The sequence below is a fragment of the Bacillus sp. FSL E2-8900 genome (genome assembly GCF_037966225.1).
GTDB classification, from domain to species: domain Bacteria; phylum Bacillota; class Bacilli; order Bacillales; family Bacillaceae_G; genus Bacillus_A; species Bacillus_A cereus.
In genome coordinates this window covers 2,662,274-2,687,402 of the sequence record NZ_CP150193.1, presented here as the reverse complement: position 1 = coordinate 2,687,402, position 25,129 = coordinate 2,662,274, and the positions used below count along the sequence as shown (strand labels likewise).

The window sequence follows — 25,129 nt, the reverse complement described above, 5'->3', positions numbered from 1 at the left end:
GAGCTGTTGAGAATAATCTCAACAGCTCTTTTTAGTATGTGCATATGTAGAAGAATAATCACGCCAAATTTCATTCATTTTTCGTCTACCGATATCTACCATAGGATTAAACTGAATTGCAGCTTTTTGACGAACAGAGTGAACGTTTTGAATGGCGTGAGATAATTGTTGGTCGACTATATCAGGTTTTTTACTTGCATATTTAGCAATAGATAGACCTGCAACTGTTCCTTGCGTCATCGCAATTTTTCCGCTTTCAATGCCTGTAATATTGCCGGCTACAAATAAACCGGGAAGAGGGGTTTCCATTGCTTCAGAATGGAGAGGAACGTGTCCACCTAATTCTGAAATGTAATGGAAGGGACAACCAGCTACAGCTGCAAGTTCGGCAAGTGGGTATAATCCCCCGGCAATACATACAAAATCTGCTTCGTATATTTTCTCTGTTCCATTAATAACATTTCCTTTAGAGTCAATATTAGCAATACGTACACCTTCAACTTGATCTGTTCCGATAATTTCAAGAGCTGCTTTCCGAAGGTGAAGTGGCGTTCCGTTTATTTTCATTCCGTTGTTTGGATAGAATGTTAATCCAGCTTTTCGAATCCAATCAAATTTCATAAAGTGGCTACCTATTCGCAAGAAAGCAGAAGGAGCGAGGTGAGCTGCATTTAAAAGAGAGTTTAAAACTTCTTCAGGTTCACCAGCTTTTTGACTTAACTCGCTTTTCTCAGGGAGTACAATATGATCCACTGTAATTCCCGCTAATTGCAATTCACTTAAAATGGCGAAAGACAAAATGTTAGCACCAATAATAATTCCTTTTTTTCCAACTTGCACGCGATGAACATTTGTCATAACTTGAGCTGCTCCAATTGACATCACTCCTGGAAGTGTCCAGCCAGGAAGGGGAATAGAATATTCCGCAGCTCCAGTAGCAAGTAGTACGAAAGGTGCTTCTAACGTACCGATATTAGTATGTACAAACCAATTGTTTTCATCTCTATCTAAATTATAGACCGAAACACCGCACCTGATATGTACTGAAAGTGATTCTGCTTCTTCATGAAGTCGCTTCGATTCTTCTATTCCGTTCCACCATTCTCCAGTAGGCTCTTGATGCAACTGTCCTAACAATCTCCCGCCCGGCTTCATAAATTCATCAATAACGAGCACTTTTAGTCCGAAACGAGCACAAGAGATAGAAGCAGATAATCCCGCTGGCCCTGCACCTATAATAATTACATCACTCATCGCTTTTTCACCATCTCTCTCACGATATTCGGATGCTGTTTCCCGCTTTCAACAACCATGTTTTCTTCTACAACAGTTAAGCATGCGCGTACATTTGTTTGATTATTTACTGTCACGCGGCATTCGGAACAGTGCCCGATATTACAATAAATACCTCGCGGTGTTCCGCTATCTTCATGAACTCTTAATGTCCTTATTTCATTTGCTAACAGGGCAGCAGCTATCGTTTCATGTTCATATGCTTCGTATTGATGACCGTTAAATTGAAAGGTAATACGCTCACTACTTTGTAAAGTACCTAAAATAGGGTGATGTGTAATTCTACTCATTTACTTTCACCTACTGATCCAAAAGTAACTGCACGTATTGGTGGTTGATATTTTAACGGTAGTTCATTAAGAGTTACGTCAGGATTCACATTTTCAATCATTCGATCTATCATTATTCTGCATGTGCGACCACCGCAAAATCCCATGCCAGCACGTGTTCTTAATTTTAATTCTCTTGCCGAGCAGTTATATTCAGCAATTGTCGATTGAAGTTGCCCATATGTAACCTCTTCACAACGACAAACGATTAAGTTGTTTTTATTTGTCATGTGTATTCCTCCTCTAGTTCGATTTTCACAAATTATACATGCAAAAATCATGCCAATATAGAGGAGGGAGAGAGGGCTACCTGTAAACGCCTGATCGGTGCATACTGATTCTTTATTGAAGTCCAAGTTTCTTTAAACGGTTATATAAAGTAGCCCTTGTTACACCAAGTTGTTTTGCGCATTCTAATTTATTCCCATTTAAAATTCGTAAAGCCCTTTCAATAACTTTTTTCTCATGCTCATCCATCTCTTCTTGTAAAGAAAGGATTGTATTATTGTTGCTGAGTAATAGGGAATGAGCTGTATGGTTGTCTAAAGTTTCAGTCGTATGAAATGGTAAATATTCTTGTTTTATAATTCCGTCTGTTGCGAATACCACAAGCCGTTCAACAACGTTTCGAAGTTCGCGAATATTACCTGGCCAATTGTAATGAAGCAGTTCATGCATAATGCTTGAAGGTAGGTCACGAATTGGTCTGTTGTAGTTGATTGAAAAATCGTTTAAGAAAGAATAGGTTAATTCAATAATATCCTCGCGTCTTTCGCGCAGCGGTGGAATCTGCAAACTAACTACATTTAAGCGGTAATATAAATCTTCTCGGAAAGTTCCTTTTCTCATTTCTTCTTGTAAATCACGATTTGTAGCAGCGATAATACGGAAATCAATATTAATTTCTTTTTCACCACCAACTCGGTAATACTTTCGCTCTTGCAGTACACGTAACAGTTTTACTTGCATATCAAGTGGCATTTCACCTATTTCATCAAGAAATAAAGTACCGCCTTGCGCGAGTTCAATTTTACCTTTTTTTCCTTTACTATTTGCTCCAGAAAACGCCCCACGCTCGTAACCGAATAATTCACTTTCAAATAACGCTTCTGGAATTGCCCCGCAGTTAATCGAAATGAAAGGCGCCTTCGCTGCCTCACTTGCTTCATGAATTGCTTTCGCAAATACTTCTTTTCCAACTCCGCTTTCCCCAAGTATTAAAACAGTTGATTTCACCGAACAAACTTTTCTAGCTAATTGTATCGTTCTTTGTATAACAGGACTTTTTCCATTCATCGCAAGGAATGGATCGGATTCATCTTTATACTTTGCCACTTCTTGTTCTAAACGGTGCATTTCATGTGACATATTAAATAGTTTTTCATTTAAAGCGACTTGATTTGTAACATCTGTTTCTGAAACGACTGCTCCTATAATTTCATCATTACAATAAACTGGATTTGAATTAATTAATACGAATAAATCGGGACGAGGCTGATGGAACTGAGCGACTATGCTTTTTCCATCATGTAAAGATTGTAAAATTTCCAAGTCTTTATAATCAAAAAAATGAGTAATCGGTTGCCCAATAATTTCATTATGGTTGACTGAAAATATTTTTTCAGCACCATCTGTCCAAGTTCGAACGCATTCTTTACTATCAATGACTGTAACAGAAGAGTCAGTTGTTTGTATTACGGTGTCATAAAATGACTGTAGTTCATTGTAGGACTTATAAAGAAATGGAATCATTTGCTGAGAAGTTATACAGCATATCGGCTCATCGTTTTCGTTAAGGATGATAACAGCTAATTCATAAGAAAAAGCGTCAATTAGTGCAGTGAATGAGTCATCTACATAAATAATGGCGCAATTATATTCATCTGTAGTAGAAGGGAGATAATAAAACCTTTCGTTTACTTGCTTAATGTGATTAAGGCTACATGTATGATCGATTAAAACACGTTCCAAAAACTCTTGTATAGTCGGAAATGAAAATGCCATAATGCCCTCCTGTTATGTATAAAAATTTTGACAGTGATAAAAAAATAATACACCTATTTACTGTAAATTTAAATTATTTTTACAAATAAAAATATTGTTTATGGAAATTGTATATATGAAAAATTGGCACGTCAATTGCATAAAAGAAAGTGAGAGGTTTAGGGAAAGGAGGAGTATATTGTGAGGCACTGCGACGTTTTAATTATAGGTGGTGGAATAATAGGGTGTTCTATCGCTTATTACACTTCAAAATACGGAAGAGACGTAACAATCATTGAAAAAGGGGAATTTGTCAGCGGGACGTCTTCACGGTGTGATGGGAATATTTTGGCCATTGATAAAGACCCAGGATTTGATAGTCAAATGTCTTTAGTAAGTCAAAAATTAGTAACTGATTTAAGTGAAGAATTAGAGCATTCATTTGAATATAGGGCACCAGGAAGTATTCTCGTATGTGAGTCAGACGAAGAGATGGAAGCTGCGCAGCAATGGGTAAATCGGCAAAAAGAAGCTGGATTACCGTTTCGAATGCTTGATAGGCAAGATATAAGGGAAGAGTCGCCTTTTTTTGCTGAGGATTTATTAGGCGGTTTAGAATGTGCGACGGATTCAACTGTGAATCCATATCTCCTTGCTTTCTCGCTTCTGTCAGAGGCACAAAAGTTTGGCGCAAAAGCTTTTAAGCAGACGGAAGTAAAGAGTATGGAAATAGAGACGGATGGTTCATTTGTTGTAGAAACTACGAATGGAACTTTTACAGCACAACAAGTTGTAAATGCAGCCGGTGTGTGGGCTCCTAAGATTGGTCAGATGTTAAATATAAATATACCAATTGAACCGAGAAAAGGGCATATTATTGTAGCTTCAAGGCAACAACACGTAGGATGCCGTAAAGTAATGGAATTCGGTTATTTAATTTCTAAATTTGGCGGAAAACGAAAAGTAGATGCTTTAACTGAAAAATACGGGGTTGCGCTCGTATTTGAGCCTACTGAAAGTCAAAATTTCTTAATTGGTAGTAGTCGTGAATTTGTAGGATTTCATACGAGGATAAATAATGAAGTCATTAAATGTATCGCAAATAGAGCAATTCGCTTTTATCCGAAAATGGCAGATATGATGGTAATTCGTTCTTACGCTGGTTTACGTCCGTGGACAGAAGATCATTTACCGATTATTTCACGAGTGGAACATATTCCGAATTATTTCATTGCCGCTGGACATGAAGGTGATGGGATTAGTCTTGCAGCAGTTACTGGAAAAGTAATTGAAGAGTTATTAAATGAAAAAGAGACAATTATTCCTATTGAACCACTTCGTTTGAGTCGTTTTACAGAAAGGGTGTTAAACAGATGAGGTCACAAAGAGTCTTTACGACGATTGATACACACACAGGTGGGAATCCAACGAGGACATTAATTAGTGGACTTCCAAAGTTGATTGGAGAGACGATGGCAGAGAAGATGTTACATATGAAAAAGGAGTATGATTGGATTCGAAAATTGTTAATGAATGAACCGCGTGGTCATGATGTAATGTCAGGAGCATTATTAACAGACCCGTGTCATCCTGAGGCTGATATAGGTGTTATATACATAGAGACAGGTGGATATTTACCGATGTGTGGTCACGATACAATCGGTGTATGTACAGCGTTAGTTGAATCAGGTTTAATTCCGGTAGTTGAACCGATTACTTCTTTAAAACTAGATACACCGGCTGGCTTAGTGGAAGTAGATATTGCTGTTCAAGATGGAAAAGCAAAAGAAGTATCTTTCTGTAACATACCAGCTTTTTTATTGAAAAATATTACTGTACAAGTGAAAGACATTGGGACTATAGAGGCTGATATTGCGTATGGAGGGAATTTTTATGCCATTATTGATGCGAAGTCAGTAGGCCTAGAATTAATACCAGAAAATGCATCTACAATCATCGATAAGGCGATTCATATAAGAAACACAATTAATGAGAAGTTTGAAATCATTCATCCAGAGTATTCGTTTATTAGAGGATTAACACATGTTGAATTTTATACAGATCCTACTCATGAATGTGCGCATGTGAAAAATACAGTTGTTGTACCACCAGGCGGAATAGATCGATCTCCATGCGGTACAGGAACATCTGCGAAGCTAGCTGTATTATACGCTCAGAAAGAAATCGAAATTGGTGAAGAGTTCATTCATGAGAGTATCGTTGGTTCTTTATTTAAAGGATATGTCATGGATACGACACATGTTGAAAATATTGAAGCTGTCATAACGAAAATTACGGGATCAGCTTGGCTTATGGGTATGCATAGATTTTTTTACAATGAAATGGATCCACTTAAAGAAGGATTTTTGCTAATTCCGCCGATGGAACATGAAACGGAGGATATAAAATGAACATTCAAAAAATGTATACAGCAGTAGACGTACATGTAAATGGCGAGACATTTCGTGTAATGAAAGACGTACCATGCAAATACTACTACAGTTTGGAGCAATTAAATGAACAATTTTCAGGTGAATTAGCAGAAGAGATGAAGCTTTTATTAAATGAACCACGTGGTTTTATCGGTTTGAATGGGTGTATTGTCGTTCCATCTATCCATAATGAAGTGGATGCAGCTGTATTATTTTTTAATCATGAAGGTTCGATTCCGCTTCATTATGGAGGCATTGTTGCAGTAATAACGATGTTACTCGAAAGTGGTTATTTAAAAAAGAGAGAGTCCAATCAATATAAAATTGAAACGTTATGTGGAATATTTTTAGTTCATGCGTATGTAGAGAATGATGAAGTTATATCGGTTTCGTTTGAAAGCAAACTATGCTATATGATTGAGGAAAATTTACAGGTTGGTAATGTAAATTATTCTCTCATACAAGCAGATAAAGTATATGCAGTTGTAGAGAAAGGTTTGTATTCGCCAGAAATTCGCATGGAAAACATTTCTGAATTGAAAAGATGGGGAGAAGCTACACTACAGACTATACAAAAACAGTCGCTAATAAAAAGGCTTATTTTAGTAGATCCTTCGCAAAAAGAAAAGAACCATATAAAATCGATTACATTTCATGAAGATAACTTTATCGTACGTTCGCCAGGTTTTGTTTCTACTATTGTTTCCTATGTTCATGCGTTATTTAAAAATGATTATATGGCGGATAAACCTTTTAAAAATGAAAGTATATTTAATAGTTTTATAACTGTGGAGAAAGTGAAGAAGGAGGAACTAGGATACATTTTCCGTTTTGAAAGTAGAGGATTTATTACAGGGATGCAGACATTTCTATTAGACCCTACGGATCCGTTTCCGGCAGGTTTCTTATTAAAATAAAATGTGATAGGGAGAGATAAATATGCAAAAAATTAAAGGGGCATTTCCAGTATTAATAACACCGATGGATGAATTTCAGGAAATTAATTGGGATGGGGTAAAGCAAAATGTAAATTACTTTATCGAACAAAACGTTGCAGGTATCATCATTAATGGAAGTACAGGAGAATTTGTAAGTTTATCAAAAGAAGAACGATTTAAAATGGTAGCAACCGTGTTGAAAGAAATTGATGGCCGTACTCCAGTTATTGTTGGAACTGCAGCAGAGACGACGAAAGAAACAATTGAATATACGAAACATGCAGAAGCGCACGGAGCGGATTGTGTGTTAATTATAAACTCTTACTATTGTAAACCGAAGGAAGAGGAGATTTATTTTCATTTTAAAGAAATCTCAAACTCTGTAAATATACCAATTATGTTATACAATAATCCATTTACTTCTGGTGTTGATATGAGTACAGAGCTAATGCTCCGTATTGGAAAAGAGTGTGGAAATGTTACACATATTAAAGAATCTAGCGGAGATATTCGAAAAGCGAGAGATTTAGTAAGACAAAGTGAAGGGGCTTTCCAAGTCTTCTGTGGTTCTGAAGATTTAGTTATGGAATCATATTTAGTTGGTGCCTCGGGATGGGTTTCAGTAGCAGGAAATATTGTTCCCGGTCTCGTTACAAAAATGTATGAGCATTTTCAAAATGGTGAATTAGAAAAGGCGTGGGAAATAAACGATGCTATTTTACCACTTTGCGAGTTTCTTGAAGGATCAGGGAAATATGTTCAAATCGTTAAACGTTCTATGGAATTACATGGGCAAGCGGGAGGACCTTCTCGCTATCCAAGACTAGGGTTAACTGTAGAAGAAGATCAAAAGCTTCAAACGATTTTATCAAATATTGCAGCTCATGCAGCTGTTTAAATAAGGAGGAGAACATAATGTTAAAGACAAATATTGAGCTGAAACCAAAAGTGGAAGCGTTTTTAAATGAAGAAATTAAAATGTTTATTAATGGCGAATTTGTTTCTGCTATTGGCGGAAAGACGTTTGAAACGTACAATCCAGCAACAGAAGAGGTTCTAGCAGTCGTATGTGAAGCGCAAGAAGAGGATATTGATGCTGCAGTAAAAGCGGCAAGATCTGCATTTGAATCTGGCCCGTGGGCAGAAATGGCTACTGCTGAAAGAGCGCATCTTATTTATAAATTAGCAGATTTAATTGAAGAGCATAGAGAAGAATTAGCGCAACTAGAAGCTTTAGATAATGGAAAGCCATATCAAGTAGCACTTGATGATGATATTTCAGCGACTGTAGAAAATTATCGTTATTACGCAGGATGGGCTACAAAAATTATTGGGCAAACAATCCCGATTTCAAAAGATTACTTGAATTATACGAGACATGAACCTGTTGGTGTTGTAGGACAAATTATTCCGTGGAATTTTCCGCTTGTTATGTCTTCTTGGAAAATGGGAGCTGCACTGGCGACAGGTTGTACGATTGTATTAAAGCCAGCAGAGCAAACGCCTTTATCTTTACTATATACAGCGAAACTCTTTAAAGAGGCTGGATTTCCAAACGGCGTTGTAAACTTTGTATCAGGCTTTGGTCCTGAAGCAGGGGCTGCAATTGTAAATCATCATGACATTGATAAAGTTGCTTTTACAGGATCTACTGTTACAGGAAAGTATATTATGCGTCAATCTGCAGAAATGATTAAGCATGTAACGTTAGAGCTTGGCGGAAAATCACCAAATATCATTTTAGAAGATGCGGACTTGGAAGAAGCGATAAATGGTGCATTCCAAGGTATTATGTATAATCACGGTCAAAATTGTAGCGCAGGATCACGTGTATTTGTTCATCGTAAACATTATGAAACTGTAGTAGATGCACTTGTGAAAATGGCGAACAACGTAAAACTTGGAGCAGGTATGGAGAAAGGAACGGAAATGGGTCCACTTGTATCTAAGAAACAACAAGAGAGTGTGTTAAATTACATTGAGCAAGGGAAGAAAGAAGGTGCTACAGTTGCGGCTGGTGGCGAACGTGCGCTTGAAAAAGGTTATTTCGTTAAGCCAACTATATTCACAGATGTTACAGACAATATGACAATCGTTAAGGAAGAAATATTTGGACCAGTTGTTGTCGTACTTCCATTTGATTCGACAGAAGAAGTAATTGAACGAGCGAACAACTCATCCTATGGCCTTGCTGCGGGTGTATGGACGCAAAATATCAAAACGGGTCATCAAGTGGCAAATAAATTAAAAGCAGGAACAGTGTGGATTAATGATTATAACTTAGAAAATGCAGCTACACCATTTGGTGGATATAAACAATCTGGTATTGGCCGCGAATTAGGTTCATATGCGCTTGATAATTATACAGAAGTGAAAAGTGTTTGGGTAAATATAAAGTAATAGGGCGTTTTACTGATAAAAATTGAGGGATGAAATAATGAAAGATGCGGACAACTAGAAAGTTTGATAATAGTTGTCCGTTTTTTTTATATACAAAATTGCTTTTCCAAAGAATGATAAGGGGGATTTGGATGGAGAATTTAGTAGAATGGTTAGTAGGGCAAGTGTGGAGTATCGGTTTAGTTGTTTTTGCATTAGGGGCAGGCGTATATTTCACGATTGCAACACGCTTTTTGCAAATCCGTTATTTTAAAGAGATGATTAAACTATTATTTGAAGGAAAGAGTTCAGAGACGGGAATATCATCTTTTCAGGCATTTTGTTTAGCCTTATCAGGAAGAGTTGGAATTGGTAATATTGCAGGGGTAGCGACAGCAATTGCTTTCGGCGGTCCTGGAGCTGTATTTTGGATGTGGGTAATGGCTTTGTTAGGGGCAGCGAGCGCGTTTGTAGAATCAACATTATCTCAAGTATACAAAAGTAAAGTAGGGAATGAATATCGCGGCGGTACTCCATATTTCATTGAGAAAGGTTTGAAAATGAAATGGTTTGCAGTCATTGTAGCAGTAGTTGTAACACTTTCATATGGCGTGTTATTACCAGGTATTCAATCTAGTAGTATCGCAGTTGGATTTGAAAACTCTAATGGTATTAGCAAATATATAACTGGTATATTTTTAGTCATGTTACTAGCAGCAATTATTTTTGGTGGTGTAAAGAGAATTGCTGGCGTTTCTCAAATGCTTGTTCCATTTATGGCAATTGGTTATGTAATTGTTACATGTATCATATTAATTGCGAATGTAACGGAGATTCCAAGTATGTTTGCTTTAATTTTCTCTAGCGCATTTGGTGTAAATGAAATGTTTGGTGGAATTGTTGGTGCAGCTATTGCATGGGGCGTAAAACGCGCTGTATTTTCAAACGTTGCTGGTGTCGGAGAAGCGACGTATAGTTCGGCGGCTGCTGAAGTATCGCATCCCGCAAAACAAGGATTAGTTCAAGCGTTTTCCGTATATATCGATACAATTGTCGTATGTACAGCGACAGCTCTTATGATTTTAATAACAGGTATGTATAATGTTATACCTGAAGGGAAAACCGCCATTGTACAACACATAGGAAATGTGGAAGCTGGTCCAATTTATACACAACAAGCAGTTGAAACTGTGATAACAGGGTTTGGTCCAATATTTATTTCAATTGCGATTTTCTTTTTTGCATTTACAACGTTACTCGCTTATTACTATATCGCTGAAACGACACTTACTTATTTAGATCGTCAACTGAAGTATGGCTGGTTAAAACCAGTTTTAAAATTTGGATTTTTAATTATGGTTTACATCGGTAGCGTTGAATCAGCGTCGCTTTTATGGAATCTTGGAGATTTAGGAATCGGTAGTATGGCATGGTTAAACTTAATCGCAATCTTACTTTTAAGTAAAACCGCATTAAAAGTGTTAAAAGATTATGAAACGCAGAAAAAAGAAGGGAAAGATCCAGTATTTAATCCTAAAAATGTGGGGATTGAAGGATTAACATTTTGGGAAGAAAGAAGTAAAGAGGTTGAAAGAAAAAGTTCTAGAGAAAAAGTTATTGTAGATGATAATTTAAAATTATAACTTAAATTAACTAAAAATTCTTAATTTAAAAGAAGGTATATTGCCTCCATTTCATCACATACTACAATAAGTATGGATAATATGACTGGAGGGAATAAGATGGAACATGAGCAACATAGTTCGATAAATGATATTCTACATCATTATAAAGAAGGTATAGGTAGTTTTACAAATCAAATTCCTGAAATCGCTGAGACATATAATGCGTTCACGCAAGCTTGTTTTCAAGAGGGTTCTTTAACAAAAAGAGAAAAACAACTTATTGCATTAGGAATTAGTTTAGCAACGCAAGATGAGTATTGTACAATTTATCATACAAAAGGTTGTCTTGATCAAGGATGTTCGGATAAAGAGATTCTAGAAGCATGTGGTGTTTCAGCAGCATTTGCTGGCGGAGCTGCGATGAGTCAAGCGGTAACTTTAGTGCAAGAGTGTTTAACAGAATTGAAAAATCAAAAGCATTGAATAAAAAAACGTTTTAAACTTTATGTTTAAAACGTTTTTTATGTGAAATTAAATTTGAGTATAAAAATTATCTAGGATGGGTTCAATTTATGGTTATACAATAATGGGAGAATTTTAAATTTAGTAGGAATGAGAAATAACAACTATTTATTTAATTTTAAGGTTTTGTAAAAAGCTTCAATTGCTTCATATAATCAATGGCTTTTGTTTTATTTTTCTGTTTAGAAACATAATGTGCCTCATTAAAATCTCTATAGTAACTGTTAACTACTTCTTCAGAAAGAGCACCGTCAGAGATAGCTCTTTTAACCGCGCAGTTTGGTTCGTTTGTATGTGAACAGTTAGAAAATTTACATCTCATAGAAATCTTTTTTATATCTTCATATCCAAATTCAAAATTCCCCTCAAGGTTTATCAAGTCAAATCCTATTTTACTAATAAGAAATCCCTCCATTTTTGAAAGAGTCTTTTAGAAACATAAATACAAATTTTATCGTTTTCAATTTGTATTTACTTTAATATTCTATATCTTCATAAATAGATTTTTCTACATCAGGAAGAACTGTGTATATACTCTTACCGATTAAAGCTTCTAATTCTTTCTTAATCGCATAAAACCCTTTCCAATGTAAAGATGTATGAGATGTTGTACCATGACGCAAACCAACAGAAATTAATCTTCTTTCCAGCGTAGTAAAGCCATCCGCATCAGCAAGAGCGTCACAAAGAGTAATTACTTTATTGTATAAGTCGTAGTTACAATGTTCATTTAATATTTCAACTAATCGGCTTCTCATATGGTCAGGAACGAGACTCCATTCTGCTGCGATATCTATATGTTCATTTTTGCATGGGAATGAGTGTGTCACACAAATAACAGCGTTTCCTGTATACCCTAAATCATTCATATACATATAACCATCATAGGAATGAATGACCGATTTGGTAAAACCTTTGTATCTTCCGATATCATGCAAAAGGGCAGCGTTATATGCTATGTCAGCATCTAGCTTGTACCCTTTTTTTATAAGTTCTATAATTATGTTTTCAGTTGCATGAGCAACATGTAGTGAATGTTCAAACCAAGGGCCCGGGTTTTGTTCATATGCCCATTCGAGTAATTCTTTTGCATACGTTCTATCTAATATATATTTCATATCGTTATCCTTTCACAAAAAATCATATCTTAACTATAAATTCCTCTTATTATTTCATTATTCCTTCTTTAAAAATTGTTACAATGAAACAAAAGGGGGAAAAGTAATGCGAAATTTAGTAATTGAAGAAATTAAGAAACTAGAAAATGATATAGAAGAACTTTCGAAACTTTTGAAAATGGTTGTAAATGATGGGGCATCAATTGGTTTTTTGCCTCCACTGGAACAAAAAGATGCAACAAAGTATTGGCAAACAGTATTAGCGCCAGAAGTGATATTGTATGTGGCTAAAATAAACAACGAAGTAGCAGGGAGTATTCAATTACAATTAGTTACTAAGCCTAACGGAATTCATAGAGCTGAGATTTGCAAATTAATGACTCATCCAAACTTTAGACGAAACGGTATTGGACGATCGCTTATGCAAAAAGCAGAGGAACGAGCAAAGCAAGAAAACAGGTCTCTTTTAGTATTAGATACTAGAGAAGGAGATCCTTCCAATAAATTGTACAAATCACTAGACTACCAAGAAGTTGGAACAATACCAGGGTATGCAATTTCTACGAATGGAAAGTTAGATGCTACGGTTATTTATTATAAAAACATTTAAGTTATAATCAAACGGGGAGAGTGCTTAATTATTAGTAAGTGAATAATAAACGACTATTTTAACACCGTCTATATTTTTCTGGCGGTGTTAAAATAGTTAATTATAATCTAATTAACGCACTAAATGAATTTGAGAAAGTTTTTAGAGGGTTCTTTTAGTAATGATTCTCGTCTTATAATAAATGTAGAGAAGATGACTAGCCAACTATAGTTATTTTCGCTTTATTATGGGAAGGGGATGAAAGTATGAAAAAGAATAGTTTACAAAAGATGAAGAAAGTTATTTTAAGTGGTGGCGTATTACTTACGGGATTATTAACATTTGGATTTTCAGAAAAGGCTTCAGCTCATGGATATGTAGAATCACCAGCGAGCCGATCTTATTTATGTAAGCAAGGGGTAAATGTAAATTGTGGACCAATTCAATATGAACCTCAAAGCGTAGAAGGGATAGGTGGATTTCCGCAACTAGGACCTTCTGATGGACAAATTGCAGGGGCTGGTCATTTTCCCGCTTTAGATGTTCAAACTGTAGATAGGTGGAAGAAAGTTACGTTAAATGGCGGGACGAATACATTCAAGTGGAAACTAACGGCTCCTCATAGTACGAAAGAGTGGAAATACTATATTACGAAAAAAGGTTGGAATCCCAATAAACCTTTGACGCGATCAGATTTAGATTTAGTGCCATTCTATGTAAAAAATGACGGTGGAGCTAGACCAGGGACAACAGTAACGCACGAAGCAAATGTACCAACTGACCGTAGTGGATACCATCTTATTTTAGCTGTTTGGGAAATTGCAGACACTGGAAATGCGTTTTATCAAGTTATAGATGTAAACCTTTTGAATAATGGCTTATCCTCAAATTTCGCTTTTAACAATGTAGTGCAAACTCCTACACTATTTTAATTGAAACATACATTTCGATCATCTAATTCATTTTAGATGATTTTTTTTATGAAAATGATGAAAAATATAGAAGAAAGTGCAATTATTTATAAAAAAATATGCTTTAAATATTGTCATATTTGCTTCTTTAAGATATCCTTTTCATGAAGAGGTGGAAAACATGGAAAAAGTACTAGTTTTCGGGCATAAAAACCCAGATACAGATGCAATTTGTTCTGCAATTGCTTATGCAGAATTGAAAAAAGAATTAGGAATGAATGCTGAGCCTGTACGTTTAGGCGAAATCAGCGGTGAAACTCAATTTGCGTTAGACTATTTTAAAGTAGAAGGACCGCGTTTTGTTGAGACAGTAGCAAGCGAAGTGGACAACGTTATTTTAGTTGACCATAACGAGCGTCAACAAAGTGCTAACGATATCGAATCAGTTCGTGTGTTAGAAGTTATTGACCATCACCGTATTGCTAACTTTGAAACAAGCGATCCTATATACTATCGTTGTGAGCCAGTTGGCTGTACAGCTACAATCTTAAACAAAATGTACAAAGAAAATGGCGTAACAATTCGTAAAGAAGTTGCAGGTTTAATGTTATCTGCAATCATTTCAGATTCTTTACTATTCAAATCTCCAACTTGCACAGAACAAGATGTAGCAGCTGCTCGTGAATTAGCGGAAATCGCTGGTGTAGATGCAGATAACTACGGCTTAGAAATGTTAAAAGCTGGTGCTGACTTAAGCGGAAAAACAATGGAGCAATTAATCTCTCTTGATGCTAAAGAATTCCAAATGGGTAATGCGAAAGTTGAAATCGCACAAGTAAACGCTGTTGATACAAACGACGTTCTTGTACACCAAGCGGAACTTGAAAAAGTAATTTCTGCAGTAGTAGAAGAAAAAGGTTTAGACCTATTCTTATTCGTTGTAACTGATATCTTAACTAACGATTCTGTCGGTCTTGCGATCGGTAAAGCAGCAAACGTTGTTGAGAAAGCATACAACGTATCACTAGAAAACAATACAGCTACTTTAAAAGGTGTTGTATCTCGTAAAAAACAAATCGTACCAGTATTAACAGAAGCATTCCAAGCTTAATCGTATTGCGTACAGATGAACAGTAAGGACAAGTAGTCAGATTGGCTATTTGTCCTTTTTTATTTATAATAAGCAGAAATTTTTAACTTTTAAACAGTCGCATTGTGTATGCTTAATGATATGGAAGTATTGAAAAGTAAATTACAGGGGCTTTTTGAAAAAATATTGCATCTGTTTCAAAATTAGAGAGCTGGATTTCGGAGGAACTGCGTTTAAACGCTGAAATACAGATGTTGCGTTTAACTTTTTAGAAGAAAGGATATAAAGTTTTGATTAACGAATTAAAATAAGGATAGCGTTAGCTATCCTTATAATCGTTTATTCGTAAGATTTTTTCTTGTTTATATAAAATGTGATTATCGTAGTAATGAAGAAAATAGGTATCGCATACACTTGCCCAACAAATAACTTCCAGCCGACATAATTATAGCCTTCAGATGCTGGGATGATAACGGAAATAACGCAAACGATAAAATAGACTAATAGTGCAGGAATAATATTTTTCATTTTTATGAACCTCCTTTATTGTTTTTATGAACCTCCTTTATTGTTTTATTAATACATACTTGCATTATAATTTAGTTTCATTATTTTGAAGAAAAAATGAAAAATTTTTTATGGTATTATAATATTTGCAATCAGAGTAATCTATAGTACACATATGGTAAAATGTGTAATTTTAACTTTCAGAATTATTATATAGTATCTCGAGAAAAAAATGTACAAAATAACGAATTTTATTTACCAAAGTAAAGGGAGTAGAAATATATATGAAAAGGCTATGTATAATTCCATGCGGAAAAAAGAAAATTTGGGATAAACATTCAGACTACGGACCGATGGAAGCAAAAGATGTATATATTAGTCCGTTCGGAAAAGCATGTCAGGCGTACGCAACTATGTTTTTCGAAAACTGGGTTATATTATCAGCGAAACATGGATTTTTAAGACCAAGTGATATTGTATTAGAAAACTATGATCTTGCATTTGATTCAAAAAGCGATGAGGTAATAAGTATAGAGCAATTACAAAAACAGATGGTAGATAAAAGTTTACTACAGTTTGACGAAATCGTCTTACTAGCAGGGAAGAAGCATAAAAAAGTAGTGACAAAGTTATATCCAGAAGAAATGATTACATATCCGCTAGAGGGGTGTAAAGGAATTGGGTATATGTTGCAGAGGTTGAAAGAAGCTGTGAAGGAAAGGGAGGAAATATAGGTGTAGTTTCAGTGATTTTAAACTCTATTTATTTAGGGAGCTGAAAAGTAAAATAGAGTTTTTAGGCATCGCCGAAAGGGTGATGCTTTTTTGTTCGTGTCGTCATTCATGTAAAAGTAATTTAGAGAATAAATCATTCGATTTATGAAGCGATAGCTTTTTTATATCGAAAACAAATTGCATCACTTTTAGAAAATATAGGACGTATGGGCACAGTTAAGATTGTAAGTGGGAATAGCAATAAGACAAGTTTTGAATAAGATATTAAGAAAGGAGATGTTGATGAATAATGGCTAGATATAGTTTGCACGGAGGACATAATAGTATTGTTCAAGGTGCTAATTTCGGGAATCGGAAAGAACACGTTCTAGATAGGCAAGTTAAAGATGCCGTGGCGGCTAAGTTAAGAGCCCTAGGACACACGGTTTATGACGATACGGACGAGGTAGGGGCAACTCAATCACAAAATTTAAATAATATCATTCGGAATAGCAATTCCCATGCTGTGGATTTAGTTATTTCTTTTCATCTTAATGCAAGTGATGGAAATGGACAGGGTGTTGAGGTTTTATATTATGATCAGAAAGATTTGGCGGCTAAAATCTCAGCTCAACTAGCAAAAGATATTGGATGGCGTGATCGAGGTGCGAAACAACGTACAGATTTAGCGGTATTAAATGGAACGAAGGCACCGGCTATTCTTATTGAATTAGGGTTTATTGATAATGAATCCGACATGGCAAAATGGAATGTTGATAAAATCGCTAATTCTATTGTATTTGCTCTTACAGGACAAACTGGAGGAGGTGCAGCGGATTTGCTCAAAGTAAAAACTGGTGGTGTAGCATTTAGTAATTTACAAGATTTGGCTCAAGCTATGGTTGATGCGGGTATTGATGGACAAATTGTCGTTCAAAAAGATGGCATTGGTTATGCTATAACGAATGGCTATCCGTCCGGGAATATCGATAAATTTACAGCTTGGTTAGATGCACGTAAATGGTACTATGAGTACGTGAGATAAAACGAAAATTGGTTTGATTAAAAACTAAAAATTGTCTTATTTTTAGTTAACAAGTATATTAAGTAACTATAAAAATATGGACAATTTATATGTAAATTAGTACACAAAACCACCTGTCAGAAAGGTGGTTTTATTTATCAAGCTATTTGCGGGAAGTAAAATTCTTACCTCAAAATTCGGATGAAGCTAAGAAATCAGGTGGGAATTACACTGCTCGTAGCCTCCTACTAATTATCGTTTCACTTTATATAGTTTAGAGTTTTGTAAATCTTTACTTATTAAACCCGTAATAATATTTTGTTTTCTCAATACATAAGCCGAATTTTAAATTATTACCCAATAATATAATACCTCTCATACTATTTATTAGTTGATAATAACAAAAAAACAAGCTTTGAATATAATAATGAAAAAGGAGATGTTAAATAATGGGTTATATTGTAGATATTTCGAAATGGAATGGCGACATTAACTGGGATATCGCAGCACCACAATTAGATTTCGTAATTGCACGTGTGCAAGATGGTTCAAACTATGTAGATCCTTTATATAAAAATTATGTACAAGCAATGAAAGCAAGGAATATTCCGTTTGGTAATTATGCGTTCTGTCGTTTCGTTTCAGTAGAGGATGCACGGATAGAAGCAAGAGACTTTTGGAACCGTGGTGATAAAAATGCAACAGTTTGGGTTGCTGACGTAGAAGTAAGAACAATGAACGATATGAGAGCGGGTGCACAAGCTTTTATTGATGAATTACGCAGATTAGGAGCTAAGAAAGTCGGTTTATATATTGCTCATCATATGTATGCTCCATTTGGAATGGAAAATGTCAATTGTGATTTTGTATGGATTCCTCGTTATGGTGGTAACAAACCGGCGTATCCATGTGATATTTGGCAATACACAGAGACAGGCAATGTGGCTGGTATCGGCAAGTGTGATTTAAATAAGCTGATTGGAAATAAGCCGTTAGCTTGGTTTACAAATCAAATTGTTGAGCCGATAAAAAAACAAGAAGGGGTTGGAATTATAGTGAATAAATATAGCAAAGTAGTTACTTATGAATTTGGTGTAAATTTAATTTCTGACATGATTCAAATGATGGATAAGCTTGGATATACTTCTAAAATAATATCTCGTGGAGATAACCAAGGGCTTGTGTATTTCGAAACAGATTATCGTCAAGGGAACGAACTGGACAAAGCAACTGCTTGGTTAGATATGAAAGGAATTAAATATTTTTATACAAAAGAGTAGTTTGCAAAAATAAGAGCCGTCATGTGACGGTTTTTTATTTTTATGTAATCTTTTAACTCTACTTATAATATGGAGAAAATAGACTAATAAACAAGCCTTTGTATACTTTTAAACATAGAATATGATGAATTCTATTAAGGAGGAAGCAGATTCATGGGAAATACTTGTCATTGTGGGCATTCCCGAAATTGTAATACATTTTGGGATAATTTAATGTTTGGGAGATGTAGATGTAAACGCAATGATTTTCACGAATGTTGTTGCAAAGAGAAACCGAAATGTGAGTGTGAAAAATGTCATTGTAAAACAAAACCGAAATGCCATTGTATTCATGAAGAGGAAGGGTATTAATAATAAAAAAGAGTACGATACGTACTCTTTTTTTGGGTGATTATATTCCATCTTGAACAGATTTCTTTACAATTACCCATGTGTCTTTCTTTTTAACCGTTATAGCTACATTAGTTCCATTAGATTCCTTATAAAAGATATATCCATTGTTTGAGTTTACATATGTTACTGGTTCGCCTATGCAATCTCGCGAGCAGGATTTGTTGACCAGTTCAATTAGGGATAGTTCACTTGGATCGGTTTTGCTTGCTTCTATAACAGCATCAAGGCTTGTTTTTCGATAACCTTGCAAGTTTATATGAAAAAGCTGCTCTATTTCTCCTGTAATGCTAGTGTTCATTACTTCTACTGAATTCTTTTTTTCTTGAAGAAAGCCGTTTTCATAAAGTAATTTTGTATAGCCAATCCATGCTATTAACACTAGCATGAAAAACATACCCGTCATTTTAAGTATTCGAAGTCGTTTGCTTATAATTGTTTCTGAGTATTTCATTCACTCTAATCCTCCAATGTTTTTAATTTAAAATATGCTTGGATACATACTTTTAGAAGAGGATGAAAGTTAATGAGTTTTCAATAAAAAAGAAAACATCCAGAGTTAGATGCTTTCTTTTTTTGTATTTTTGGCTATCTGTTCGTTACTTGTTTCATAAGTGGTCTTATTTCTTTAACTGGTGGTTTCTTATCATAGGCATCAACGTAAGAAAAGTAGTAGTTTAAGTTTCTTAGAAGACCTTTTCCTATTTTTGCACTTAAGAAAGGAAATACTTGTCCGGTATAATCATCGAGAGATTTACAGTAATATTTTTCATCTAAATATATACTGTATTTACATGTTAGTTCTACTAAAGGATTCCCTTCATCATCAAATACTTCTTTAGAATCAATAATATCTATTAGTGCAAATTTTTCATTTAAGTAAACTTTCTTTTTTTTCTCGTGTTTATTTGTAAGTATAAAAACGAGACCAATTGCGTTAATCAAACTATTTCCTCCTATAAAAAACGGATATTAATAAAATATATCGATATAAGCTAAATGTAAAGAGGAGAGGTGAAATATCATAGAGAGAAAACTAAATAAGCCGATTTATGTTTGGAAATCGACTTATTTTTATCAAGTATTACTTAGTAGTAATACCTACTCTGATTAAAGTTTCACTTTATTGAAATACTTGCGGGAATTGTTTTACGATTGCGTTTGTTATCATGTCGGCCATTTCCAATGCTTCTTTTTCAATTTTATCGTAAAGTTTTACTCCTGCTTCATAATCTTTATTTAGGAAGGCAAGTGCTTCTGCTTTCGTTAGTGCTAAATGTTCATAAAACATTTTTCTAAATTCTTCTTTATCTATATATGGGTTGATACTGTTAAGAAATTCAATAATTTCATCACCATTAGCGTACCATTTTTTCTCTATAGCGGCCGCTGCATTTTGATTACCAGCTTTTGCGGCTTTAACAAGATCCGCTGCAATTACTAAGTGATCTTTAATTAATGCACTATATTTTTTCACTGCATCCTCACCGTAAAATGGTTCAAGTGATAGTCCCATATGTGTTGCGTTTTGTAGAAGTCGTCCAACAGTAACGTTAACATCTGGTAAATTAAAGACTATACTTATAATAGCCAATCTCGTCCAAGCGACGTGTTGTTCCCATAAAGAACGCATATACCCTTTTAAAAAATTCTCATTTTTACTAATTCGGTAGTTCCGTACGGATAAATCATAGTTTACATAAGGGTTATGGTAGGGGGAGTAATACGATTGCCAATAAGAATACATAAATAGTAACACTCCTTTGAACATGTATAACTCAAAGTATGATGAAGATTTATTTTTAGTTACGTGTCCTAGATTATTTTTAGGGAATTTGAAATGGAGAAATTAGGTGAATGATGTTGTGGTATATATGAATAAATTGAATATAAAGTAAAAGAGGGTCTGCAAGGGAAGTTGCAGACCCTCAAAAGGGTATTGCCGAGATGTCGGACTCGACTACGTAATGTTATCATAAAATTCTTTTGAAAAAACCTGGTAAATGTGTCCAAATGAAATTAGGACCTTCATACAGTCAAAGGGACCTGCTTCCCGCGGCAGGCCCCAATAACTAGATAATGTCGATGAGCAAAAAACTCATCTGGAGTACTTTTATAGTAACAAGTAAAATGTCTTTTGTGTATTGAGAAAGAAGAATTGCATAATTATATGTGAACAATTTAACTCCCAACAATTCATGATAATCATGAATTGTTGGGAGTTAAATATGGTTATAAAATGGAGAAAAGACTTGGAAGTGAGATCGAGGTACACAGAAGTATGTAATCATGAAAAAGACCTGCTAATATAAGCAGGTCAACTTAAGGGGTTTATCCAACAGATTATTATATATGGTAACAACTGAATTGTAGTAAGTCTATACATTTAATATTGAGAAAAATTTTGTGAATGATATATTTTTTGCGCATATATTAACGTCTAAAAAGTTGAGAAAGAAAATTAAAAAGCTTTTTATAAGAGAATAATGGCTGATACTTATAGTATGATTCATATTTCCACGCATCATTATTAGAGAATTGGAGTTTTTGTGTTTTCGTTTTCGCCGTGATGGAACTCATATTACGATGCTTCATATAGTAACCTCCTGAATTTATATGTATACGATTAGTAGTATTCAAGAAAGGGAAATAAAATGAACGTTTAAATTGAAACTCTTTCTTCTTGTGTACTGGATTTATATTATAAATGTTGTAAAACATATAAAATAATGATGCTAGTTAGTATTAAATAGGTGGAGAAACATAGAATAATGAAAAAACAATAAGCATCTAATCATCCCTTTCAAGTCGCATAAGTGATTGATATAATAGAAATAGATGAAAGATAAAGAAAAGCAGGTGACTCTTTTTTGTTTACTAAAGCACAAGAACTTTTAGCGTCCTACTTTGGTTATTCTTCGTTTCGAAGAGGACAAGATGAAACAATTAAAAACGTATTAGATGGGAAAGATACGGTTTGTATTATGCCAACGGGTGGCGGTAAGTCGATTTGTTATCAAATTCCGGCATTAGTATTTGAAGGAACGACGTTGGTTATATCACCTTTAATATCACTTATGAAGGATCAAGTAGATACATTGGTACAGAATGGCATTTCAGCTACATATATTAATAGTTCTATTTCTATTGCTGAAGCAAATCAGCGAATTCAATTAGCGAAACAAGGACATTACAAATTACTTTATGTCGCGCCTGAGCGTCTTGATTCGATGGAGTTTGTTGACCAACTTATCGATATGAAAATCCCTATGATTGCGATTGATGAAGCACACTGTATTTCACAGTGGGGACATGATTTCCGTCCAAGTTATTTACATATACATCGCATATTAGATTATCTTCCAGAAAAGCCGCTTGTATTAGCATTAACAGCAACAGCAACACCGCAAGTACGTGATGATATTTGTAATACACTTGAAATTAATCAAGAAAATACAATTATGACAACGTTTGAGCGTGAGAACTTATCGTTTTCTGTTATTAAAGGGCAAGATCGAAATGCATATTTGGCGGATTATATTCGTCAAAATCAAAAGGAATCTGGGATTATATATGCAGCTACTAGAAAAGTAGTCGATCAGTTATATGAAGATTTAATGAAGGCAGGAGTTTCTGTATCAAAATATCACGCTGGTATGAGTGATATTGATCGAAATGAGCAACAAGAACTCTTTTTACGAGATGAAGTAAGTGTAATGGTAGCAACATCTGCATTCGGGATGGGTATTGATAAATCGAATATTCGTTACGTAATTCATTATCAGCTTCCAAAAAATATGGAAAGTTACTATCAAGAAGCAGGACGTGCTGGTCGTGACGGATTAGATAGTACATGTATATTGTTATATTCTTCTCAAGATGTACAAGTACAGCGTTTTTTAATTGATCAATCAACTGGAGAATCACGTTTTTCAAATGAACTTGAAAAATTGCAAAATATGACCGATTACTGTCATACAGAACAATGTTTACAATCATTCATTTTGCAATACTTTGGAGAAGAACCGAAAGAAGATTGTGGACGCTGTGGTAATTGTACAGACAATCGCGAGAGCATCGATGTGACAAGGGAATCACAAATGGTTTTATCATGCATGATTAGAACGAACCAACGCTTTGGAAAGCAAATGATAGCGCAAGTATTAACTGGGTCGAAGAATAAGAAAGTTATTGAATTTAATTTTCATACTTTACCAACGTATGGGCTTTTATCGAACCGTAGTGTAAAAGAGGTCAGTGAGTTTATCGAGTTTTTAATTTCAGACGAGTTAATTGCAGTTGAACATGGCACTTATCCGACGTTAAAAGTAACTGAAAAAGGGAAAGAAGTATTACTTGGTAAAGAGAATGTTTTACGAAAAGAACGAGTAGAGACAAGACAAATTGTTCAAGACCATCCTTTATTTGAAGTGCTTCGTGAAGTACGTAAAGAAATTGCACAAGGAGAAGGTGTACCTCCGTTCGTTATTTTCTCTGACCAAACATTAAAAGATATGTGTGTGAAAATGCCGCAAAGTGATTCCGAATTGTTGACGGTAAAAGGTATCGGAGAACACAAACTTGTGAAATATGGTTCGCACTTCTTACAAGCAGTTCAGCATTTTATTGAGGAAAATCCAAATTATGCTGAAACGATTAAGACAGAAGTAGTTTCAGAGCGTAAAAAGTCAGGAAAAGCGTCCGCAAATTCTCATTTAGAAACGTATGAAATGTATAAACAAGGTATTGATTTGAATGAGATTGCAAAAGAACGTAACTTATCAAGACAAACAATCGAAAACCATTTAATTCGCTGCTATGAGGATGGAATGGAAGTAGATTGGCACAGCTTTGTTCCAGCAGAGTATGAATCTCTTATTGAAACTGCCGTTCAAAATGCAGATGGTGGTCTGAAATCTATTAAAGAACAGCTTCCGAATGAAGTGAGTTACTTTATGATTCGTGCTTATTTACAAATAAGAAAGTAGAGGCATATAAAGGGGATAAGAATTTATGTATCATGTTTTCGTTTATGGCACGTTAAGAAGAGGACAAACGAATGCTCATTATATGCTAGGTGCAACATGTATCACAGACAGAGCTTGGACATATGGAAAATTATTTGATACGAACGAAGGATATCCGGCCATGACTTATTCGATTGAAGAACAGGTGTATGGAGAAGTTTATGTAGTAAATGATGAGATATTGTGTAAGTTAGATGAACTAGAAGAATATAGAGGCAATGCGGAGACTGATTTATATGATCGAATCACGCAAACAGTATATGTTGCTGATGGGGAAATTGAGGCATATGTATATATCGCTCAGGATAAAAAGATGTTAAAGAAAGTGATAGACTCTGGTGACTGGCTTATGTATCAAAAAATATAATAAGGTAGTTTTAAAAATTGGAAAGCAGATAATGACGAATTCATTATCTGCTTTTTATTGTGTGAATAATTGTCGTTCTCTTTTTATTCTTATAGTTCTTAGTACGGTTCCAATTCCGAGAAATAAAACAGTAGCAGCGACCCCGCTAGTAGGATTTAACCAAAAATCACTACTGTTTGTAAGAGTAATAATCCCTGTTATTGTAACTAAAACAGTAGGAACAGCATCCTCGATCGCATGCATGATAACACATGGCCAGACGGATTTTGTAAGTCTATATATTTCAACATACATAATTGACCAACAAACCATAAGGATACAGCCAGATAGAAGCATATTTAATCTTGAGATAGATTCAAAATATTCATTTGAAGAGCCTCCTTTACTTTTATTTATCCTACTATTTATGGGCAGTAAAACGCCCATTGATTAAAGTCTTTAATTTTTACAATGTTTTTTAATAGATAAATTACATAGGAGACAAATAGAAAGAAGTATCTTTTACATGCATCACTATACTATATGTGTATGTGTGTGATTTAGATGTTGCATATTCTTTTTAAATTAGAAAGATGAAAAGTAAGTTTTTTCGGAAAATTTAAATGGAAACTA

At 34.8% G+C, this 25,129-nt stretch carries 27 protein-coding genes and 1 pseudogene; 16 read left to right on the top strand and 12 right to left on the bottom strand.

Annotated features, from left to right (window positions below; translation table 11 throughout):
- Positions 1–18: 18 nt before the first annotated feature.
- The 4 genes from NST90_RS13765 to NST90_RS13750 all read right to left on the bottom strand — a co-directional run bounded on the left by NST90_RS13765 (position 19) and on the right by NST90_RS13750 (position 3,626).
- The gene (locus tag NST90_RS13765; RefSeq protein WP_001286091.1) at positions 19–1,254 is read right to left on the bottom strand and encodes an NAD(P)/FAD-dependent oxidoreductase; all 1,236 of its coding nucleotides are present in this window, start codon (positions 1,252–1,254) and stop codon (positions 19–21) included.
- On the bottom strand, positions 1,251–1,583 hold the full coding sequence (locus tag NST90_RS13760; RefSeq protein WP_000087063.1) for a (2Fe-2S)-binding protein: 333 nt from the start codon (positions 1,581–1,583) through the stop codon (positions 1,251–1,253). Before NST90_RS13760 ends, NST90_RS13765 begins: the two co-directional genes overlap by 4 nt.
- Positions 1,580–1,852 carry a (2Fe-2S)-binding protein gene (locus NST90_RS13755; RefSeq protein ID WP_000182620.1) on the bottom strand — a complete coding sequence of 91 codons (273 nt, stop codon included), beginning with the start codon at positions 1,850–1,852 and terminating at the stop codon, positions 1,580–1,582. Before NST90_RS13755 ends, NST90_RS13760 begins: the two co-directional genes overlap by 4 nt.
- Positions 1,853–1,964: 112 nt before the next feature.
- Complete coding sequence (locus NST90_RS13750) at positions 1,965–3,626, bottom strand: sigma 54-interacting transcriptional regulator (protein ID WP_000885731.1); 1,662 nt, start codon at positions 3,624–3,626, stop codon at positions 1,965–1,967.
- 180 nt (positions 3,627–3,806) lie between these two features.
- On the opposite strand from NST90_RS13750, the gene NST90_RS13745 reads away from it, so the two are divergent.
- From NST90_RS13745 to NST90_RS13715, 7 genes are all read left to right on the top strand, one after another.
- Positions 3,807–4,982 carry an FAD-dependent oxidoreductase gene (locus tag NST90_RS13745; RefSeq protein WP_001215265.1) on the top strand — a complete coding sequence of 392 codons (1,176 nt, stop codon included), beginning with the start codon at positions 3,807–3,809 and terminating at the stop codon, positions 4,980–4,982.
- Positions 4,979–6,016, top strand: a complete 1,038-nt coding sequence (locus NST90_RS13740; RefSeq protein ID WP_046392809.1) for a proline racemase family protein — start codon at positions 4,979–4,981, stop codon at positions 6,014–6,016. Before NST90_RS13745 ends, NST90_RS13740 begins: the two co-directional genes overlap by 4 nt.
- Entirely contained in the window at positions 6,013–6,954 is a 942-nt protein-coding gene (locus NST90_RS13735) for a proline racemase family protein (protein ID WP_046392808.1), read from the top strand. Before NST90_RS13740 ends, NST90_RS13735 begins: the two co-directional genes overlap by 4 nt.
- 22 nt (positions 6,955–6,976) lie before the next feature.
- Positions 6,977–7,873, top strand: coding sequence for a 4-hydroxy-tetrahydrodipicolinate synthase (dapA, locus tag NST90_RS13730; RefSeq protein WP_046392807.1), 897 nt, complete (start codon positions 6,977–6,979; stop codon positions 7,871–7,873).
- Between the two features lie 17 nt (positions 7,874–7,890).
- Complete coding sequence (locus NST90_RS13725; RefSeq protein ID WP_339200159.1) at positions 7,891–9,375, top strand: aldehyde dehydrogenase family protein; 1,485 nt, start codon at positions 7,891–7,893, stop codon at positions 9,373–9,375.
- Between the two features lie 131 nt (positions 9,376–9,506).
- Complete coding sequence (locus NST90_RS13720; protein WP_046392806.1) at positions 9,507–10,997, top strand: alanine/glycine:cation symporter family protein; 1,491 nt, start codon at positions 9,507–9,509, stop codon at positions 10,995–10,997.
- Between the two features lie 72 nt (positions 10,998–11,069).
- Positions 11,070–11,462: a carboxymuconolactone decarboxylase family protein gene (locus tag NST90_RS13715; protein ID WP_002005224.1), complete on the top strand. Its 393-nt coding sequence runs from the start codon at positions 11,070–11,072 to the stop codon at positions 11,460–11,462.
- Positions 11,463–11,619: 157 nt separating this feature from the next.
- Here NST90_RS13715 and NST90_RS13710 read toward each other — a convergent pair whose 3' ends face one another.
- Together NST90_RS13710 and NST90_RS13705 are read right to left on the bottom strand one after the other, a co-directional pair.
- Positions 11,620–11,916 (bottom strand): hypothetical protein, encoded by a 297-nt coding sequence (locus NST90_RS13710; protein ID WP_000398281.1) that lies wholly within the window; start codon positions 11,914–11,916, stop codon positions 11,620–11,622.
- Between the two features lie 61 nt (positions 11,917–11,977).
- Entirely contained in the window at positions 11,978–12,619 is a 642-nt protein-coding gene (locus tag NST90_RS13705; protein WP_000874109.1) for an HD domain-containing protein, read from the bottom strand.
- 106 nt (positions 12,620–12,725) lie between these two features.
- Here NST90_RS13705 and NST90_RS13700 point away from each other — a divergent pair, with 106 nt between their 5' ends.
- From NST90_RS13700 to ppaC, 3 genes are all read left to right on the top strand, one after another.
- A complete protein-coding gene (locus tag NST90_RS13700; protein WP_001245252.1) occupies positions 12,726–13,229 on the top strand; it encodes a GNAT family N-acetyltransferase in 504 nt (167 codons plus the stop codon).
- Positions 13,230–13,474: 245 nt separating this feature from the next.
- Complete coding sequence (locus NST90_RS13695; RefSeq protein WP_000742280.1) at positions 13,475–14,140, top strand: lytic polysaccharide monooxygenase; 666 nt, start codon at positions 13,475–13,477, stop codon at positions 14,138–14,140.
- Positions 14,141–14,300: 160 nt separating this feature from the next.
- Positions 14,301–15,230 carry a manganese-dependent inorganic pyrophosphatase gene (gene ppaC / locus NST90_RS13690; RefSeq protein ID WP_000416865.1) on the top strand — a complete coding sequence of 310 codons (930 nt, stop codon included), beginning with the start codon at positions 14,301–14,303 and terminating at the stop codon, positions 15,228–15,230.
- Positions 15,231–15,548: 318 nt separating this feature from the next.
- Here ppaC and NST90_RS13685 read toward each other — a convergent pair whose 3' ends face one another.
- Positions 15,549–15,737: a DUF4017 family protein gene (locus NST90_RS13685; protein WP_000789486.1), complete on the bottom strand. Its 189-nt coding sequence runs from the start codon at positions 15,735–15,737 to the stop codon at positions 15,549–15,551.
- Positions 15,738–16,000: 263 nt separating this feature from the next.
- On the opposite strand from NST90_RS13685, the gene NST90_RS13680 reads away from it, so the two are divergent.
- The 4 genes from NST90_RS13680 (at position 16,001) to NST90_RS13665 (ending at position 19,124) form a co-directional block, all read left to right on the top strand.
- Entirely contained in the window at positions 16,001–16,450 is a 450-nt protein-coding gene (locus NST90_RS13680) for a DUF6884 domain-containing protein (protein ID WP_000824873.1), read from the top strand.
- Between the two features lie 289 nt (positions 16,451–16,739).
- Positions 16,740–17,474 carry an N-acetylmuramoyl-L-alanine amidase gene (locus tag NST90_RS13675; protein ID WP_000135278.1) on the top strand — a complete coding sequence of 245 codons (735 nt, stop codon included), beginning with the start codon at positions 16,740–16,742 and terminating at the stop codon, positions 17,472–17,474.
- A 428-nt stretch (positions 17,475–17,902) separates the two neighbouring features.
- On the top strand, positions 17,903–18,733 hold the full coding sequence (locus NST90_RS13670; RefSeq protein ID WP_000540614.1) for a GH25 family lysozyme: 831 nt from the start codon (positions 17,903–17,905) through the stop codon (positions 18,731–18,733).
- A gap of 217 nt (positions 18,734–18,950) precedes the next feature.
- Entirely contained in the window at positions 18,951–19,124 is a 174-nt protein-coding gene (locus tag NST90_RS13665; RefSeq protein ID WP_000503004.1) for a hypothetical protein, read from the top strand.
- Here NST90_RS13665 and NST90_RS13660 read toward each other — a convergent pair whose 3' ends face one another.
- The 4 genes from NST90_RS13660 to NST90_RS13645 all read right to left on the bottom strand — a co-directional run bounded on the left by NST90_RS13660 (position 19,125) and on the right by NST90_RS13645 (position 21,718).
- Complete coding sequence (locus tag NST90_RS13660; protein WP_000877572.1) at positions 19,125–19,577, bottom strand: hypothetical protein; 453 nt, start codon at positions 19,575–19,577, stop codon at positions 19,125–19,127.
- 134 nt (positions 19,578–19,711) lie between these two features.
- On the bottom strand, positions 19,712–20,068 hold the full coding sequence (locus tag NST90_RS13655) for a hypothetical protein (RefSeq protein ID WP_000606231.1): 357 nt from the start codon (positions 20,066–20,068) through the stop codon (positions 19,712–19,714).
- A gap of 178 nt (positions 20,069–20,246) precedes the next feature.
- On the bottom strand, positions 20,247–20,870 hold the full coding sequence (locus tag NST90_RS13650; RefSeq protein ID WP_000287728.1) for a hypothetical protein: 624 nt from the start codon (positions 20,868–20,870) through the stop codon (positions 20,247–20,249).
- 686 nt (positions 20,871–21,556) lie between these two features.
- Positions 21,557–21,718, bottom strand: coding sequence for a hypothetical protein (locus tag NST90_RS13645; RefSeq protein WP_000682743.1), 162 nt, complete (start codon positions 21,716–21,718; stop codon positions 21,557–21,559).
- 275 nt (positions 21,719–21,993) lie between these two features.
- Here NST90_RS13645 and recQ point away from each other — a divergent pair, with 275 nt between their 5' ends.
- Both recQ and NST90_RS13635 read left to right on the top strand, forming a co-directional pair.
- Positions 21,994–24,111 (top strand): DNA helicase RecQ, encoded by a 2,118-nt coding sequence (gene recQ / locus NST90_RS13640; protein WP_025709485.1) that lies wholly within the window; start codon positions 21,994–21,996, stop codon positions 24,109–24,111.
- 25 nt (positions 24,112–24,136) lie between these two features.
- On the top strand, positions 24,137–24,517 hold the full coding sequence (locus NST90_RS13635; RefSeq protein WP_006920961.1) for a gamma-glutamylcyclotransferase family protein: 381 nt from the start codon (positions 24,137–24,139) through the stop codon (positions 24,515–24,517).
- Positions 24,518–24,571: 54 nt separating this feature from the next.
- Here the strand turns inward: NST90_RS13635 and NST90_RS13630 are convergent.
- A pseudogene (locus NST90_RS13630) lies at positions 24,572–24,886 on the bottom strand (CPBP family intramembrane glutamate endopeptidase); the annotation flags it as partial.
- Between the last annotated feature and the right edge of the window lie 243 nt (positions 24,887–25,129).